Origin of the sequence: Nocardioides sp. B-3, assembly GCF_024703895.1 — a bacterium.
In the GTDB taxonomy this organism is placed as follows: Bacteria; Actinomycetota; Actinomycetes; order Propionibacteriales; family Nocardioidaceae; genus Nocardioides.
The window spans coordinates 3,819,881-3,833,135 of sequence record NZ_CP087968.1; the positions used below are offsets into that span (position 1 = coordinate 3,819,881).

Genomic DNA, 13,255 nt, shown 5'->3' on the forward strand with positions numbered 1-13,255 from the left:
GGGGCACCGGTCATCCCGGTCAACCGGTCGGCACCCGCCTGCCGGGCGGCCGGAGCAGCTCGCTCCCTCCGCGTCGAGGCCGCATCGACTTGGCGTACGGCGAAGCGTGGCGCACGGCACGTGCACCTCGGCCCCGCACGCGGGAACAGACCTTGGCCACCTCGACGTTGCTCTGGGAGCACCTCCGCGAGCAGCAGGCTCGCGCGCTCGCCCTCACCGGGCGGGGCCTCCCCGGACCGTTGCCGGTCGGGGACCGCGAGATCGAGCCCGACACCGGGTTCGTCGAGCACACAGACATCGTGGCCGACCAGCCACACCAGCAGGCCGACACACCGGCCGACCAGCAGGGAGCATCATGACCGAGTTCGACCAGTACGACGACGAGCCCACCGGCCCCACCCCGGTGTTGGCCGTCGTGGGCCGCCCCAATGTCGGGAAGTCGACGCTGGTCAATCGGATCATCGGCCGCCGCGAGGCGGTCGTCGAGGACAAGCCCGGCGTCACCCGTGACCGCGTGTCCTACGACGCCCACTGGAACGGTCGCGCCTTCACCGTCGTCGACACCGGTGGCTGGGACCCCGACGCCGAGGGCCTCTTCGAGCGGATCGCCCTGCAGGCCGAGGTCGCCGTCAGCCCGGCCGACGCCGTGCTCTTCGTGGTCGACGCGACCGTCGGCATCACCGACTCCGACGAGGCCGTCGTCAAGATCCTGCGCAAGTCGGGCAAGCCCGTCGTGCTCGCCGCCAACAAGGTCGACGACCTGCGCACGGAGGCCGAGGCCTTCGGGCTGTGGAACCTCGGGCTCGGGGAGCCGTTCCCGGTGTCGGCCCTGCACGGTCGCGGCTCGGGCGACATGCTCGACGCCGTCCCGGCCGCGCTGCCCGAGACGCCGCCCCAGTCCTTCGGCGAGGAGCTCGGCGGACCGCGCCGGATCGCTCTGGTCGGCAAGCCCAACGTCGGCAAGTCCTCCCTGCTGAACAAGCTGGCCGGCTCCGAGCGGGTCGTCGTCGACAACGTCGCCGGCACCACCGTCGACCCGGTCGACGAGCTCATCGACATGGGTGACCGCACTGGCGCTTCATCGACACCGCCGGCATCCGCAAGCGGGTCAAGGAGGCGTCGGGCCACGAGTACTACGCGTCCCTGCGCACCTCCACGGCCATCGATCGGGCCGAGGTCGCCGTACTCGTCCTCGACGCGGGTGAGACCGTCTCCGAGCAGGACATGCGGATCATCCAGACGATCCGTGACGCCGGCCGCGCCATGGTGATCGCCTTCAACAAGTGGGACCTCGTCGACGACGAGCGTCGCTACTACCTCGAGCGCGAGGTCGAGCGCGACCTCGTGCAGGTCCAGTGGGCGCCGCGGATCAACATCACCGCGAAGACCGGCTGGCACGTCGACCGGCTGGTGCCGGCGCTCGACAAGGCGCTCGAGGGCTGGGAGACGCGCTCGGGACCGGTGCGCTCAACACCTTCCCGGGGTCGGCTCGTGGGGGAGCACCCGCACCCCGTGCGCAGCGGCAAGCAGCCGAAGATCCTCTTCGCCACCCAGCCGTCGACGGCGCCGCCGACGTTCGTGCTGTTCACCAGCGGCAAGCTCGACGCGTCCTACGAGCGCTTCGTGGAGCGTCGCCTCCGCGAGGAGTTCGGGTTCGTCGGGACGCCGATCGTGATCAACCAGAAGCCGCGCGAGAAGCGCAAGCGCTGACGGGCTACTCCGAGGGCTCCGGCAGGTCGACGTCCTCGCAGTCGACCTTCGGGTTCACGCCGGCATAGTTGAGCGGGCCGGCCGGGACGGTGAGGGCGATGTTCCCTGCCTCGGCGCAGTTGGTGTCGGAGTCGTCGAAGTAGCCCCCGGTCATAGGCCGCGAACGCCCCGATCACCAACCAGATGATCACCAGCAGCGAGATGATGCGTCCCATACCTCGAACGTAGGCGAGGCGACGGGCCGCGGGGACATCCCTGCGGGTGGTTCAGGGTGCCATGCCGTGGCCGGCCAGCCGGGCTGCCGGGTCGATCGGGGCACCTCCGTCGGGCCTGACCTCGAGGTGCAGGTGCGGACCGGTGGAGTTCCCGGTCGAGCCCACCAGCCCGATCGGTTGGCCGATCTCGATCTCCCCGGCCCTCGAAGACCAGCGGCGTCAGCTGGTGGCAGTACCAGATGTCGGTCCCGTCCTCGAGCGTGAGGATCGTGCGGATGCCGTACGCCCCCCGCATAGGCCACCTCCGTGACCGTGCCGTCGGCGAGGGCGACGAGGTCGGTGCCACTCGCGGCACCGAAGTCGAGGCCCGTGTGAACGCTCTCCCACAGCGGTCCGCTCAGCCCGAAGCCGGCAGACAGGTGGTAGTCCCGGATCGGCCGGATGTACTCGAACTCAGGCAGGTTGCCGGTGTAGCCCAGCGCCGCGAGCCGGTCGGCGCGCACGCCCTCGACCTCAGCGTGCCGTTCCGCGGCGTTGAACATCGCAGTCAGGGCCAGCTCGCGCTCGTGCACCCGGTGCTCGAGGGCGACCCGGTCGGGGATCCGGGGCGGCCGCCCCTGTCTGCTCAGGTACGGCGCTCGCGGACCCGGCGCCGTACGCCACGATGGCGCACGCCGGGACGAGAGCGAGCGACTGCGCGGCGTGGAGACATGAGCGGGGCCCTTCGCGGAGGAAAGCAACCCCACGAGTGTGTGCGCGTCCGCGCGAATGCGAGGGCGAAATGCCGAGATCGCCCCGTGGTGGTCCAGTCCGGTCAGACGGTATGACGTGACTCCCTCGTCCTGAGGGGTTGTGGACCGGGGCCTCTCACATGCATGAACGTGGGTTATCGGGCAGGACCGGCCTGCTCGACCTATCCACAGGCATAGGAGGCCCCGGTGTTCACTGAGCGTACGAGCGTTGGACTCGATGTGCACGCACGATCGGTCGTCGCAACGGCGATCGACACCACGACAGGCGAACTGTTCAAGCAGAAGCTTGTCCCGGCCAGTGAAGTCGTCATCGACTGGGTCAAGACTCTGCCCGGCCCTGTTGCGGTGACCTACGAAGCAGGACCGACCGGCTTCGGACTGGCGCGCGGATGGGCACGGCCCAGATCCGGTGCGAAGTCGCGGCACCCTCGAAACTGGCCCGACCGGCTGGCGACCGCGTCAAGACCGACGCACGCGATGCACTGCAGCTGGCCAAGCTGCTGCGCAACGACGACATCATCAGCGTCCGGGTCCCGACCATCACCCAAGAAGCAGCACGTGACCTAGTCCGGGCCCGCGAGGACGTCCGCGGCGACCTGATGCGGGCCCGACACCGGGTCTCGAAGCTGCTACTGCGTCACGGCCACGTCTACTACGGCGGCGCGACTCGGTCCGCGAAGCATCACGCCCGGCTACACCGGATCCAGTTCGACGAGCTCGGCACTCGATGCGCCTACGAAGCCGACCTCGAAGCGATCGAGTTCGCCGTCGCCCGTCGCGACCGGCTCGACCGGCTGATCACCCGGATGGCGGCTGACAGTGAGTTCACTGACGTGACCCGCCGACTATGTTGCCTGCGCGGGATCTCGACATTGACCGGGTTCGCGCTCGCTGTCGAAATCGGCGACTGGCAACGGTTCAACGGCCCCAGCATCGGCGCCTACCTCGGACTCGTACCGTCCGAACACTCCAGCGGCCAGTCCCGCCGACAAGGTGGGATCACCAAGACCGGCAACAGCCACGCCCGGCGACTTCTGATCGAGGCCGCCCGGCACCACAAGCCCCGCTACACCGTCGGCGCGGTCCTGCGCGCCCGCTGGGAACAAGCCCCCGAAGCAGCCCGCGTGCGCGCCCACGTGGGCAATACCCGCCTGAACCAGCGCTGGGCCAGCTACACCCGACGACACAAGAAGAACACCGTCGCCAACACCGCGATCGCCCGCGAGCTCGCCGGCTGGTGCTGGTCCCCGGCCGTGCTGGAGTAGCCCGACCCACAGGCTTGGCTGGCCCGTCGAAGTCCTGACGAGCAGCGCGAGGAGAACCCAGTCCGCGATTCGGCTGTGAGCCACGACAACACGTCGTGACGCTCGACCTCAGAGAAGCGGACCACTCCTGCCGCACGCCGTCCTGCGGTAACCAACCCGCGCATATCAGCATTGACCGCGCGTCGACAACGACACGCTGCGACAGGACAACCACCGGCACCACGCCAAGAGAGGCGCCGCCAACACACCCAGTGTCGGCGGCGCCTCACCATGCCCTCTTGACAACCAAGGGCTACATATCAGCCGAGGAGCATGATCGCCACGACGACCACCAGCACCGGGATGAGCGCGATCACCGCTGCGAGGAGTCGCGCATGGGAGCTGTCCCGGGGCGTGGGTCCGGCGACTACCTTGGCAGGCTCCGGGAGCCGAGGCGCGGGCGCCGCCGGCGGTGCAGGAATCGGGGGAGTGGCACCGCGGGGCAGGGGGCGAGCAGGGTTCGGTTGTTCGGCCGCCGCCGGTGCCTTGCTCCTGCGGAAGAGCGGGACGATCGGCTCGAAGCCGTCCGGCAGCTCGCCCGGAGCCTTGCGCCCGCGCCGTTGCGGCAGCCGTGGCTTGTCCTCGTTGCTTGCCATGACGACCCTTTTCGAGTTGGTTCCCGGCCGTGGTCACAACGACGACGGCCATCTGCTGGCACCCCCGAAATGGCCGGAGGACTGCATCCGGCGCTGGTCACCATGACCAGCCTAGAGGGTCCGTTCACGGGGTGGCGAGGCAGCAGCAGAAATGCACACGAGGCCGCCCCGCTGTCCGCGGTGACGGCCTCATGTGTGTGAAGAATTCGGTCGGGCTGACAGGATTTGAACCTGCGACCCCCTGTTATGTGGGGCTGCGATCTGGCTCGTACGCCTATTTTGCGGAAAGTGGCTCTGACCTGCACTTATGCCGCACTCGCCACGGATACTCCTTGCGCGTCATGGGCCATTTTGAGCCCTTTTGACCGAATACTTCAGGGAATACTTGGTGCACGGATCCGGGCTCAGGTCCCACCGGCAAGCTCTTCGAGGATGTGCGCGACATCGGCCGAAATTGCCGGCTTCGAGATGTAGAACTCACGAGTGATCGCGGAGGACGAGTGACCAAGCTGCTGCGCGGCGGTCTCGGAGCCGACCCGTTCGGCGATGAGCGTCGCCACCGTCTTGCGGAACGTGTGCGGGGTGACCCAGTCCAAGCCAGTGTCGTTGCGGATCTGTCGCCACCGCCGCTCCACATTGGTGACCTGTTGCCACGTGCCATTCCGGGTTGGGAAGACCGCGTCGTTCGGGTTGTCCGAGGTCGTGGCCTTCCGGCGTCGCAGTACCGCGACGGCGAAGCCCGGCAGCACTATGGTTCGGACGCTTGAGTCGGACTTCGGTGTCGGCTTGCGGTACGTGCCCCTGCCGGGCTCTGACTTGATCGTTCCGCTGATGGTGAGGATCGGACGCCCGGCGTCCAGCTCGATGTCGACCCAGCGCAGTGCCGGGATTTCGCCGATCCGCGCGCCTGTCGCGAGCATCAGATCGGTGATGTCGGACATGTCGTTGGAGGCCTTCGGTCCCGGGCGCTCCTGCTCAGTCCAGGCGTGCAGGGCGTGGCGGACGGCCTCGAGATCGGCGGGTGACAGTGAGCGTGCCTCGCTCTTCTCGCGGTGGAGGCGCGATGTCTGTTGGACAGGATTCACTGCCAGTGCGTCATAGCGGACGGCCATGCCAAGCATGGAGCCCATCACCACCTTCGCCTTCCTCTGGCGACTGGCGCTCGTCGTTCGCAGTCGGACCAGGGAACATGTCCAGCCGGCTCGTGGTCAACTCGCGGAGACGGAGCCCGCCGAGTTCGGGGATCACAACCTTGGTGAGCACTCGCTCGTACTCGTTGACAGTCGTGCGCTCGATGCGGCCCTCGTCACGTAGGTACTGCAGCCACAATCCGGCCAACTTCGCGACAGAGGTCTCCGCTGTCACGAGGTTGTCGCTAACAGTCACGCGGTCCACCAGCTTCTCACGCAGTGCGCGCTCGGCCGCCGGTTGTGTGGTGCCCGTGGCCGTGACCTCACGAGGAACTCCGTCCTTGTCACGGATGCGCGTTCGCGATCGAAAGACGCCGTCTCTGACCTGTCTCGTGCGGATCGCTCCCCACGTCCCCAGAGACGTTGGTGGCCGGCCGTGTGTCATCGCTCACCATCTCCTCAGCGCGGCCCCGCTCGCGCGGGACAGTGACACGCCAGATTCCCGTGATGACGCTCCGTCCCCGCGCTGTTCGGGAACAATCGGAGCCTCGTCGAATTGCTCGACGTGTTCCTCGAGCCACGAGTCCAAGTCCGCGCGGCGGTATCGCAAGCAGCCACCAACCTTGATCGCTCGGGGGCCGAGTCCCGCTCTCCGCGTTCGCCACGTGTACAACGTCGCCTTCGGGATAGCCACGTACGCCGCTGCCTGATCGATCGTGAGAACTGCAGGGGGTTGGGTGTTGTCGATGGTGCTACTCATCGTGTCCTCCTTGGTATTGATGAGAGCAGGATTGCCCTGTCCATAGCAGGTGTGCACGGCCACCCGGTTTGCCTGTGGACAACCCACTGATAGTTGGACCGTGGATGGCGGGTGGGCGCGCCTCGCTCTTGGCGGCATGCTCAAAACCCTCTGGCCCGCGCACGATGTCAAGATTCCACGCCCCTGACCTCACCGTGCCCTCGGCGATCAGGATTCGCGTAGAGGATCTCGAAGCTGTCCTCCACCACATCCGCTGAGGACGATCGGGAGTTCCTCATCGACAATGTGAGTCCGATGGATCAGCGTCGCTACTGGTTCGAACCCAGTATCGTTCACCAAGACTGAAACCGCATCTGACCTGCGAAAACAGCAATGTCAGATGTGGATCTGATGTGCACGGGCAGCCTATTCGGAGCAAATCACTCAGGGCGTTATAGCGCGAAATCGCCAGCCCATTTGGCCTTGTGGCGAGTTGAGGGGCGAGCCAGTAGAAGCTCTGGTGAAAAAACAGTATCGCCCGGGGTCTGCCGAGTTGGTCCTCGCCGCCCTCTGGGGCTGCTCGAAGTTGGCAATCGGCGTGACCTGCCTCGAAGAGCTTCACCCCGGACACGTCACCCAGTTGGAACAAATCACACGCGTCACAAGGAGGTCCGGCTGACGGTGAGCCCCTCACAGCGCGCTGAGAATGGCCTCTTCGATCGGGCGAGTGGGCGACCACGACAACCCGAGTCCGTCCCGACTCGGCGTGTTGCATCGTGCGCCGGGCTCAGTTTGGGACGGGCAGCGCCTGTGACCTCACATCCCCGTTTGTACAGAGCGTCAACCAGTGGCCCGCGACTTTGGTTCAGGCTGCCCTTGGCGCCGGAGGGTCGGCGCGGAATAGTTCGAGAGGAACGTGCAGACGACAGATCCATCCCGCCTGATAGGAGCTTGACATGAGCCAGAGCCCGGTTGGCCTCTTCATTGCCACCTCGACGCCACCCGAGGAGATCCCGGCTCTTGCCAAGCAGGCGGAAGACCTCGGATTCCGGGAGGTCTGGGTGGCTGAGGACTACTTCGCATACGGCGGGTTCACGGCCGCGGCGCTGGCGCTCCAGGGCGACCCAGCACGTCAAGGTCGGCATCGGCATCGTCGCCTCCGTCGCGCGTCACCCCGCCGTCACGGCGATGGAGATCGCGACGCTTGCACGGGTGTACCCCGGCCGGTTGCTGCCCGGCGTCGGACATGGGGTGCCCTTCTGGACCGATCAGATGGGGCTCACGCCCAAGTCGCCGCTGTCGGCGCTCACCGAATGCATCAACGGTGTGCGCGACCTGCTGGAGGGAATGACCGTCGACCTCGAGGGTCGCCAGTTCGACTTCCATTCCGTTGCGCTGGGTCACCCGCCGACGACCGAGGTCCCCCTCCTGACCGGCGTTCTGGGGCCGAAGTCGTTGGCCCTCTCCGGAAAGATTGCAGATGGCACGGTCATGAGTGTCTTGTCCGGGACCAAGTACCTCGAAGCCGCGGTACAGCACATCTCGGGGGGATGGCGGAAGGCAATCGGCACACGCACCTGATTCCCACGTTCGCCCTCTTCAGCCTCGATCGCGACGCCAAGGCCGCCAAGGCGGCCGTTCGCTCGAGGCTTGCGTTCTACATCGCGGCCGTGGGAGCGCACAACCCGCTCACCGCGCCGTTCGGCTACAACGACCAGATCGAAGATCTGCTCAGCCGAGGCGGCGCCGACCTGCTCATTCGTGAAATGCCCGACGAGTGGGTCGACGAGCTGACGGTCTCAGGGTGATCCCGACCGGGTGGCCGAGCAGATCAACAGGCTCCCGGGTGCCGGAGCCACGAGCGTGATCCTTTCTCCCGTCAGCAACAACGCGGCGGAGGAGCTCAAACTGTGCGCCGAACTCGTACTGCCACAGGTCGCCCGCTGATCGGACCGACGTACGGCCCCGTCGCAACTCGGGCCGCTTGACTCTCGGGCCATCGACGACGGCTCCCGCTGAAAGGACCACCTTGACTCTGGTAGAAGCACGCCCGGAGAAGCTCGTCTTCGGATTCGAAGAGGGCGACCGGCACATGAAGAACCTGCTGGGCGGCAAGGGGGCGAATCTTGCGGAGATGACACGTCTCGGGATCCCTGTCCCGCCCGGGTTTCACCATCACGACAGCTGCCTGTCAGCGCTACCTTGCAGTGGTCGGCCCCCGTCCGAGCTCTCCGGTCAGATCAACGACCAGCTCCGGTTGTTGGAGCACGCCGCTGGCCGCCGACTCGGTGACTCGATCGACCCGCTGCTCGTGTCCGTACGCTCGGGGTCGGTGTTCTCCATGCCGGGGATGATGGACACAGTCCTCAACATCGGGTTGAACGATCTCTCCGTTCGTGGCCTCGCCGAGCAGTCAGGGAGACCCGCGTCGCGTGGGACTCCTATCGACGTCTCATCCAGATGTTCGGCCGCACCGTGTTCCACCTTGCCCCTGAACTCTTCGAAGCTGCCCTTGCGCGCGCCAAGACCAGACAAGGGGTTTCCGAACGACTCCGAGCTGGACGCCGGGTCATTGAAGGAGCTGGTCAACGAGTACAAGACCCCAGGTCGTCGCGACTGGTAACAGGGAGTTTCCACAGGATCCACGAGCGCAGCTCGATCTCGCCATCGATGCCGTCTTCGGGTCATGGAACTCCGAGCGAGCACGTTTGTATCGCCGACAGGAACAGATCCCGGATGATCTGGGCACAGCCGTCAATGTCGTTGCCATGGTCTTCGGCAACCTTGGCGAGACCTCGGGGACGGGAGTCGCCTTCACTCGCGACCCTTCCACGGGAGCCGCCGGAACCTATGGCGACTACCTCCAGAACGCCCGGGGTGAGGACGTGGTGTCCGGGAGCAGGAACACGATTCCACTGGATCAGCTCGAGGAGCTCGACAAGGTCTCCTACGACGAGCTGATGCGGGTGGCGACGCAGCTGGAACGCCATTACCTCGACCTCTGCGACATCGAGTTCACGATTGAGCGCGGCAAGCTGTGGCTCCTTCAGACGCGCGTCGGCAAGCGCACCCCAGAGGCAGCATTTCGGATCGCGAACACCTTCGTCCATGAGGGTCTCATCGACCGGGACACGGCGTTGTCGCGTGTCACTGGTGGACAGCTCAGTCAGCTGATGTTTCCGCGCTTCGACGACCTCAAGCAGGCTCCTCCTTTGACCCGGGGCATCGGTGCCTCCCCGGGCGCCGCGACAGGTCGAGTCGCTTTCACGTCGGCTCGCGCTGAGGAACTGGCGCGCAGCGGGCAGGACGTCATCCCGGTCCGACGAGAGACGAATCCTGACGACCTGCAGGGCATGATCGCTGCCGTCGGCATTCTGACGAGCCGAGGCGGGAAGACGTCCCACGCTGCTGTGGTGGCGCGGGGAATGGGTCGCACCTGCGTGTGCGGCGCCGAGCAGCTGGTCGTGTCGGAGGATTCCGCGACCGCCGGCGAGGTCGTGCTGCGTGAAGGTGACGTGATCTCGATCGACGGTACGACGGGGGAGGTCTTCCTCGGTGCACTGCCAGTGGTCGACTCTCCGCTGGTGCGCTATCTCGACGGCGAGATCGCTCCCCGACGCGGCCGTTGACCCGCTCGTCAGCGCCGTGCACGAGATGCTTGTCCACGCAGACTCCTGTCGGCGTCTCGAGGTGCGGGCCAACGCGGACAACGAGAGCGACGCTGCCCGTGCACGACGTTTCGGCGCGGCCGGCATCGGCCTGTGCCGCACCGAACACATGTTCCTCGGGGATCGGAGCAAGCTCGTCGAGCGCCTCATCCCGGCCGCCGGTCCTGAGGACCAGCAGGCAGCTCTCGACGCGCTGCTGCCTCTTCAGCGGGAGGACTTCGAGCGCGTTCTGCTCGCCATAGACGACTTGCCAACCACCATCCGTCTCATTGATCCGCCGCTGCACGAGTTCCTGCCCGCTCTCGATGCGTTGCGTGCAGAGGTGGCGGTGGATCGCGCCCCGGGGACGAGAGTCGCAGGAGCGCGCCTCCCTGCTCGAGGCGGTGCATCGGCTGCACGAGCAGAACCCGATGCTCGGGTTGAGAGGTGTCCGCCTCGGACTGGTGATCCCCGGGCTGATCCGGATGCAGGTCCGAGCCATTGCGGAGTCCGTGGTCACGTTGACTCGCGCGGGACATCGGCCGCGTCCGGAGATTATGATTCCGTTTGTCGGCGCGGCTGAGGAGCTCGAGCTCGCCCGTGCGGAGGTCGAGTGCGTCATTCGTGAGGTGGAGTTGGAGTTTGGGATCGAGCTCCGTATCCCCGTTGGCACCATGATCGAGCTGCCGCGTGCTGCTCTGACAGCGGATCGGATTGCCGAGTGCGCAGACTTCTTCTCGTTCGGGACCAACGACCTCACTCAGACCACACCGGGGCTTCTCTCGGGACGACCTCGAGGCTTCCCTGTTCCAGACCTACATGGACAGGGGCGTCTTCCGGCGTTCTCCGTTCGAGTCGATCGACGTCGCCGGCGTCGGCCGACTGGTCTCGATGGCCAGTGCGGCCGGCCGCGCGAGCCGGCCGGGGCTCAAGATGGGTGCCTGCGGAGAGCACGCCGGAGATCCTGACAGCATCCAGTTCTTCGACGAGATCGGGCTCGACTACGTCTCCTGCTCACCGTTCAGGGTGCCGATCGCCGGGCTGGAAGCGGGTCGGTCCACGCTCCGGCTTGCAGTGAGCTCGTCAGCATGACTGGCCGTGGCCGCCGGGGCGACCCAGCGGGTCTGTCATGAGGGAGCTGATGCCTGACCTCCGGGCCCGGTTCGACACGGGTGGCAGGTTTGCAGTCGCCACCGTCGTCAGGACCTTCAGCTCTGCGCCGCGACTCCCCGGCGCCACGATGGCGGTTTCGGCGGCGGGAAAGGTGGTCGGCAGCGTTTCGGGCGGATGCGTCGAAGGCGCCGTCTACGAGGCTGCCTGCGAAGCCATCTCGGACGGACTGCCCCGCTTCGAACGCTACGGCGTGTCGGACGACGAAGCATTCGGAGTCGGTCTCACCTGTGGTGGGACGATCGAGGTCTTCGTCAACCCGGTCGATGCCGACCTCTTCCCTGACTTCCAACGCCCGGAAGAGTCGATACGACGAGGTGAACCGGTCGCACTCGCAACGGTGCTGACCGGCGCCCGTGTCGGCCGGAGGTTGGTGGTCTGGACGGACGACCACACAGCCTTGGACGACGTCGACCGGCTGCACGACGCCATCATTGGCGATGCTCGAGCCATGTTGGAGCAGGGGCTCAGCGAAGTCCGCCACTACGGCGAAGACGGTCAGCGCAGGCTCGAGGACGTCCTCGTGTTCATCCAGTCCTTCTCCACCGCGCCACGCTTGCTGGTCTTCGGGGCCATTGACTTTGCCGCGGCGGTCACCCAGATCGGCAAGTTCCTCGGCTATCGGGTGACCGTGTGTGACGCGAGGCCGGTGTTCGCCACCCCGGAACGTTTCCCCACGGCCGACGAAGTCGTCGTGTCCCGGCCTCACAAGTACCTCGTTCAGCAGGTTGCCGAGGGAGCTGTGGATTCCCGCACGGCCATCTGCGTCCTGACTCACGATCCGAAGTTCGACGTGCCCCTGCTCGAGGTCGCTCTACGCGCGGACGCCGCCTATCTCGGAGCCATGGGATCGCGTCGGACCGATGCAGACAGACGCGCGCGGCTCCCGGAGCTAGGGGTCGCGGAAGAGGCGCTCGAGCGCCTTTCGTCGCCCATCGGTCTCGACATCGGTGCGGTCACACCCGAGGAGACTGCGATCTCGATCGCCTCCGAGCTGATCGCCAGCCGCCACGGTAAGTCGGGTCATCGGCTGTCCCGGGTGAGTGGAGACATCCACGACATGGCCCGTCACTGACCACACTTGCCTCACCCGGGTCCGCCACAGGCAGATCCCCGCAGCCGATTCAGCGGCCGCGGCGAACGGCCGCGATGAGGACGATCAGTACGGCGATGAGTCCGCCGACGATCGCGATGCGTCGAGCATCCGGCAGTCCGGCAACGGCGAGAAGGTCGATCGGCTCCGGAGCAGAGGGAGCCGCTGCCGGCTTGGAGCCGTTGGACTCGATTGCCCCCGGCTCGTCGCGCAGCTCGCTTCCCGACGTCAGTTGCGCGGACAGGCATTCAGCGAACTGGCCCGGGATCCGGGCACTCACGTCCTCCATGACACCGCGCCCGAACTGGGCCGGCTTACCGGTGATGGCGAGATCCGTGGTGACTCGAACTTCGGTCTCGGCCCCCTGTGCCGCGAGGAGGGGTCGTGATCCGCGCCCGGGCCGTTCCGGCGCCCTTCGACTCCTTGCCGGACGCGGAGATGACTGCACGAAAGGCGGATTCGTCGCGTTCGACAAAGGTCGCCTTGCCCTTGTACGTCATCTGCACGGGTCCGAGCTTCACGCGGACCGATCCGGTGAACTCATCACCTTGTAGGGACTCCGGGGAGGCGCCCGGCACACACGTGGCGACTCGCTCGATGTCGAGCAGGGCGAGCCACGCCTCTTCGATCGGCACGGGCACGGTGAACGTGTTGTTGAGCTCCACTACGACTCCTTGGTCGCGGCCCCCCGCGAGCTCGACCTGGTCTAGCCAGGCTCGCTGCTCGCCGGCCGCAAGCGGGACCATCGATTGACTGAACAACCAAGCGTTCCTCAACCGGAGCGATTTGTGATTGACGGAACGTACAGGTTCTCGGTCGGTGCTTTGTACGGCGGCACCTCGTCCCCGACTCCGGGGCTGCGTAGCGTGAAATCCATCACCCACCGGGAGGTACGTCTT

16 protein-coding genes and 3 pseudogenes are annotated in these 13,255 nt (G+C 66.5%); 10 read left to right on the plus strand and 9 right to left on the minus strand.

Features of this window, described 5'->3' with window-relative positions:
• Positions 1 to 355 precede the first annotated feature (355 nt).
• Positions 356 to 1,710, plus strand: a pseudogene (gene der / locus LP418_RS25275) (ribosome biogenesis GTPase Der).
• A 4-nt stretch (positions 1,711 to 1,714) separates the two neighbouring features.
• Here the strand turns inward: der and LP418_RS25280 are convergent.
• Together LP418_RS25280 and LP418_RS25285 are read right to left on the minus strand one after the other, a co-directional pair.
• A complete protein-coding gene (locus tag LP418_RS25280; protein ID WP_257954129.1) occupies positions 1,715 to 1,864 on the minus strand; it encodes a hypothetical protein in 150 nt (49 codons plus the stop codon).
• Positions 1,865 to 1,897: 33 nt separating this feature from the next.
• On the minus strand, positions 1,898 to 2,671 hold the full coding sequence (locus LP418_RS25285) for a M23 family metallopeptidase (RefSeq protein WP_257954130.1): 774 nt from the start codon (positions 2,669 to 2,671) through the stop codon (positions 1,898 to 1,900).
• 395 nt (positions 2,672 to 3,066) lie between these two features.
• Between LP418_RS25285 and LP418_RS25290 the strand changes: the two genes are divergently transcribed.
• A complete protein-coding gene (locus LP418_RS25290) occupies positions 3,067 to 3,942 on the plus strand; it encodes an IS110 family transposase (protein WP_257954131.1) in 876 nt (291 codons plus the stop codon).
• Positions 3,943 to 4,241: 299 nt separating this feature from the next.
• Here LP418_RS25290 and LP418_RS25295 read toward each other — a convergent pair whose 3' ends face one another.
• The 4 genes from LP418_RS25295 to LP418_RS34590 all read right to left on the minus strand — a co-directional run bounded on the left by LP418_RS25295 (position 4,242) and on the right by LP418_RS34590 (position 6,605).
• Complete coding sequence (locus tag LP418_RS25295) at positions 4,242 to 4,577, minus strand: hypothetical protein (RefSeq protein WP_257954132.1); 336 nt, start codon at positions 4,575 to 4,577, stop codon at positions 4,242 to 4,244.
• 404 nt (positions 4,578 to 4,981) lie between these two features.
• Complete coding sequence (locus LP418_RS25300) at positions 4,982 to 5,707, minus strand: site-specific integrase (protein ID WP_257957186.1); 726 nt, start codon at positions 5,705 to 5,707, stop codon at positions 4,982 to 4,984.
• The gene (locus LP418_RS25305) at positions 5,673 to 5,972 is read right to left on the minus strand and encodes an N-terminal phage integrase SAM-like domain-containing protein (RefSeq protein ID WP_257954133.1); all 300 of its coding nucleotides are present in this window, start codon (positions 5,970 to 5,972) and stop codon (positions 5,673 to 5,675) included. The genes LP418_RS25300 and LP418_RS25305 overlap by 35 nt, the downstream gene beginning before the upstream one ends.
• Positions 5,973 to 6,155: 183 nt before the next feature.
• Entirely contained in the window at positions 6,156 to 6,605 is a 450-nt protein-coding gene (locus LP418_RS34590) for a helix-turn-helix transcriptional regulator (RefSeq protein WP_442940008.1), read from the minus strand.
• A gap of 861 nt (positions 6,606 to 7,466) precedes the next feature.
• Here LP418_RS34590 and LP418_RS25310 point away from each other — a divergent pair.
• Genes LP418_RS25310 through LP418_RS25320 form a run of 3 tightly spaced genes read left to right on the plus strand, consistent with a single transcriptional unit; the run spans position 7,467 to position 8,393 of the window.
• Complete coding sequence (locus LP418_RS25310; protein WP_257954134.1) at positions 7,467 to 8,027, plus strand: LLM class flavin-dependent oxidoreductase; 561 nt, start codon at positions 7,467 to 7,469, stop codon at positions 8,025 to 8,027.
• Positions 7,997 to 8,254, plus strand: a complete 258-nt coding sequence (locus LP418_RS25315) for a hypothetical protein (RefSeq protein WP_257954135.1) — start codon at positions 7,997 to 7,999, stop codon at positions 8,252 to 8,254. The genes LP418_RS25310 and LP418_RS25315 overlap by 31 nt, the downstream gene beginning before the upstream one ends.
• 10 nt (positions 8,255 to 8,264) lie before the next feature.
• Positions 8,265 to 8,393 (plus strand): hypothetical protein, encoded by a 129-nt coding sequence (locus tag LP418_RS25320; protein ID WP_257954136.1) that lies wholly within the window; start codon positions 8,265 to 8,267, stop codon positions 8,391 to 8,393.
• A gap of 288 nt (positions 8,394 to 8,681) precedes the next feature.
• Here LP418_RS25320 and LP418_RS34595 read toward each other — a convergent pair whose 3' ends face one another.
• Positions 8,682 to 8,819: a hypothetical protein gene (locus LP418_RS34595; protein ID WP_442940009.1), complete on the minus strand. Its 138-nt coding sequence runs from the start codon at positions 8,817 to 8,819 to the stop codon at positions 8,682 to 8,684.
• A gap of 335 nt (positions 8,820 to 9,154) precedes the next feature.
• On the opposite strand from LP418_RS34595, the gene LP418_RS34600 reads away from it, so the two are divergent.
• The 5 genes and pseudogenes from LP418_RS34600 (at position 9,155) to LP418_RS25330 (ending at position 12,338) form a co-directional block, all read left to right on the plus strand.
• Complete coding sequence (locus LP418_RS34600; RefSeq protein WP_442940010.1) at positions 9,155 to 10,075, plus strand: PEP/pyruvate-binding domain-containing protein; 921 nt, start codon at positions 9,155 to 9,157, stop codon at positions 10,073 to 10,075.
• Between the two features lie 25 nt (positions 10,076 to 10,100).
• Positions 10,101 to 10,346 (plus strand): annotated as a pseudogene (locus tag LP418_RS34605) (putative PEP-binding protein); the annotation flags it as partial.
• Positions 10,347 to 10,524: 178 nt separating this feature from the next.
• A pseudogene (locus LP418_RS34610) lies at positions 10,525 to 10,803 on the plus strand (putative PEP-binding protein); the annotation flags it as partial.
• Positions 10,804 to 10,912: 109 nt separating this feature from the next.
• Complete coding sequence (locus LP418_RS34615; RefSeq protein WP_442940011.1) at positions 10,913 to 11,185, plus strand: putative PEP-binding protein; 273 nt, start codon at positions 10,913 to 10,915, stop codon at positions 11,183 to 11,185.
• 49 nt (positions 11,186 to 11,234) lie between these two features.
• Positions 11,235 to 12,338 (plus strand): XdhC family protein, encoded by a 1,104-nt coding sequence (locus tag LP418_RS25330; protein WP_257954137.1) that lies wholly within the window; start codon positions 11,235 to 11,237, stop codon positions 12,336 to 12,338.
• A 49-nt stretch (positions 12,339 to 12,387) separates the two neighbouring features.
• Here LP418_RS25330 and LP418_RS25335 read toward each other — a convergent pair whose 3' ends face one another.
• Positions 12,388 to 12,636: a hypothetical protein gene (locus LP418_RS25335; RefSeq protein WP_257954138.1), complete on the minus strand. Its 249-nt coding sequence runs from the start codon at positions 12,634 to 12,636 to the stop codon at positions 12,388 to 12,390.
• Between the two features lie 34 nt (positions 12,637 to 12,670).
• On the minus strand, positions 12,671 to 13,021 hold the full coding sequence (locus tag LP418_RS25340; RefSeq protein ID WP_257954139.1) for an SRPBCC family protein: 351 nt from the start codon (positions 13,019 to 13,021) through the stop codon (positions 12,671 to 12,673).
• Between the last annotated feature and the right edge of the window lie 234 nt (positions 13,022 to 13,255).

Excerpts from the sequence above, each read along its gene's own strand:
- LP418_RS25280 (WP_257954129.1), bottom strand. The coding sequence starts at position 1,864 with ATGACCGGGGGCTACTTCGACGACTCCGACACCAACTGCGCCGAGGCA.
- LP418_RS25290 (WP_257954131.1), top strand. The coding sequence starts at position 3,067 with ATGGGCACGGCCCAGATCCGGTGCGAAGTCGCGGCACCCTCGAAACTG.
- LP418_RS25295 (WP_257954132.1), bottom strand. The coding sequence starts at position 4,577 with ATGGCAAGCAACGAGGACAAGCCACGGCTGCCGCAACGGCGCGGGCGC.
- LP418_RS25300 (WP_257957186.1), bottom strand. The coding sequence starts at position 5,707 with ATGGGCTCCATGCTTGGCATGGCCGTCCGCTATGACGCACTGGCAGTG.
- LP418_RS34590 (WP_442940008.1), bottom strand. The coding sequence starts at position 6,605 with ATGCCGCCAAGAGCGAGGCGCGCCCACCCGCCATCCACGGTCCAACTA.
- LP418_RS25315 (WP_257954135.1), top strand. The coding sequence starts at position 7,997 with ATGGCGGAAGGCAATCGGCACACGCACCTGATTCCCACGTTCGCCCTC.
- LP418_RS34595 (WP_442940009.1), bottom strand. The coding sequence starts at position 8,819 with ATGTTGAGGACTGTGTCCATCATCCCCGGCATGGAGAACACCGACCCC.
- LP418_RS34615 (WP_442940011.1), top strand. The coding sequence starts at position 10,913 with ATGGACAGGGGCGTCTTCCGGCGTTCTCCGTTCGAGTCGATCGACGTC.
- LP418_RS25330 (WP_257954137.1), top strand. The coding sequence starts at position 11,235 with ATGCCTGACCTCCGGGCCCGGTTCGACACGGGTGGCAGGTTTGCAGTC.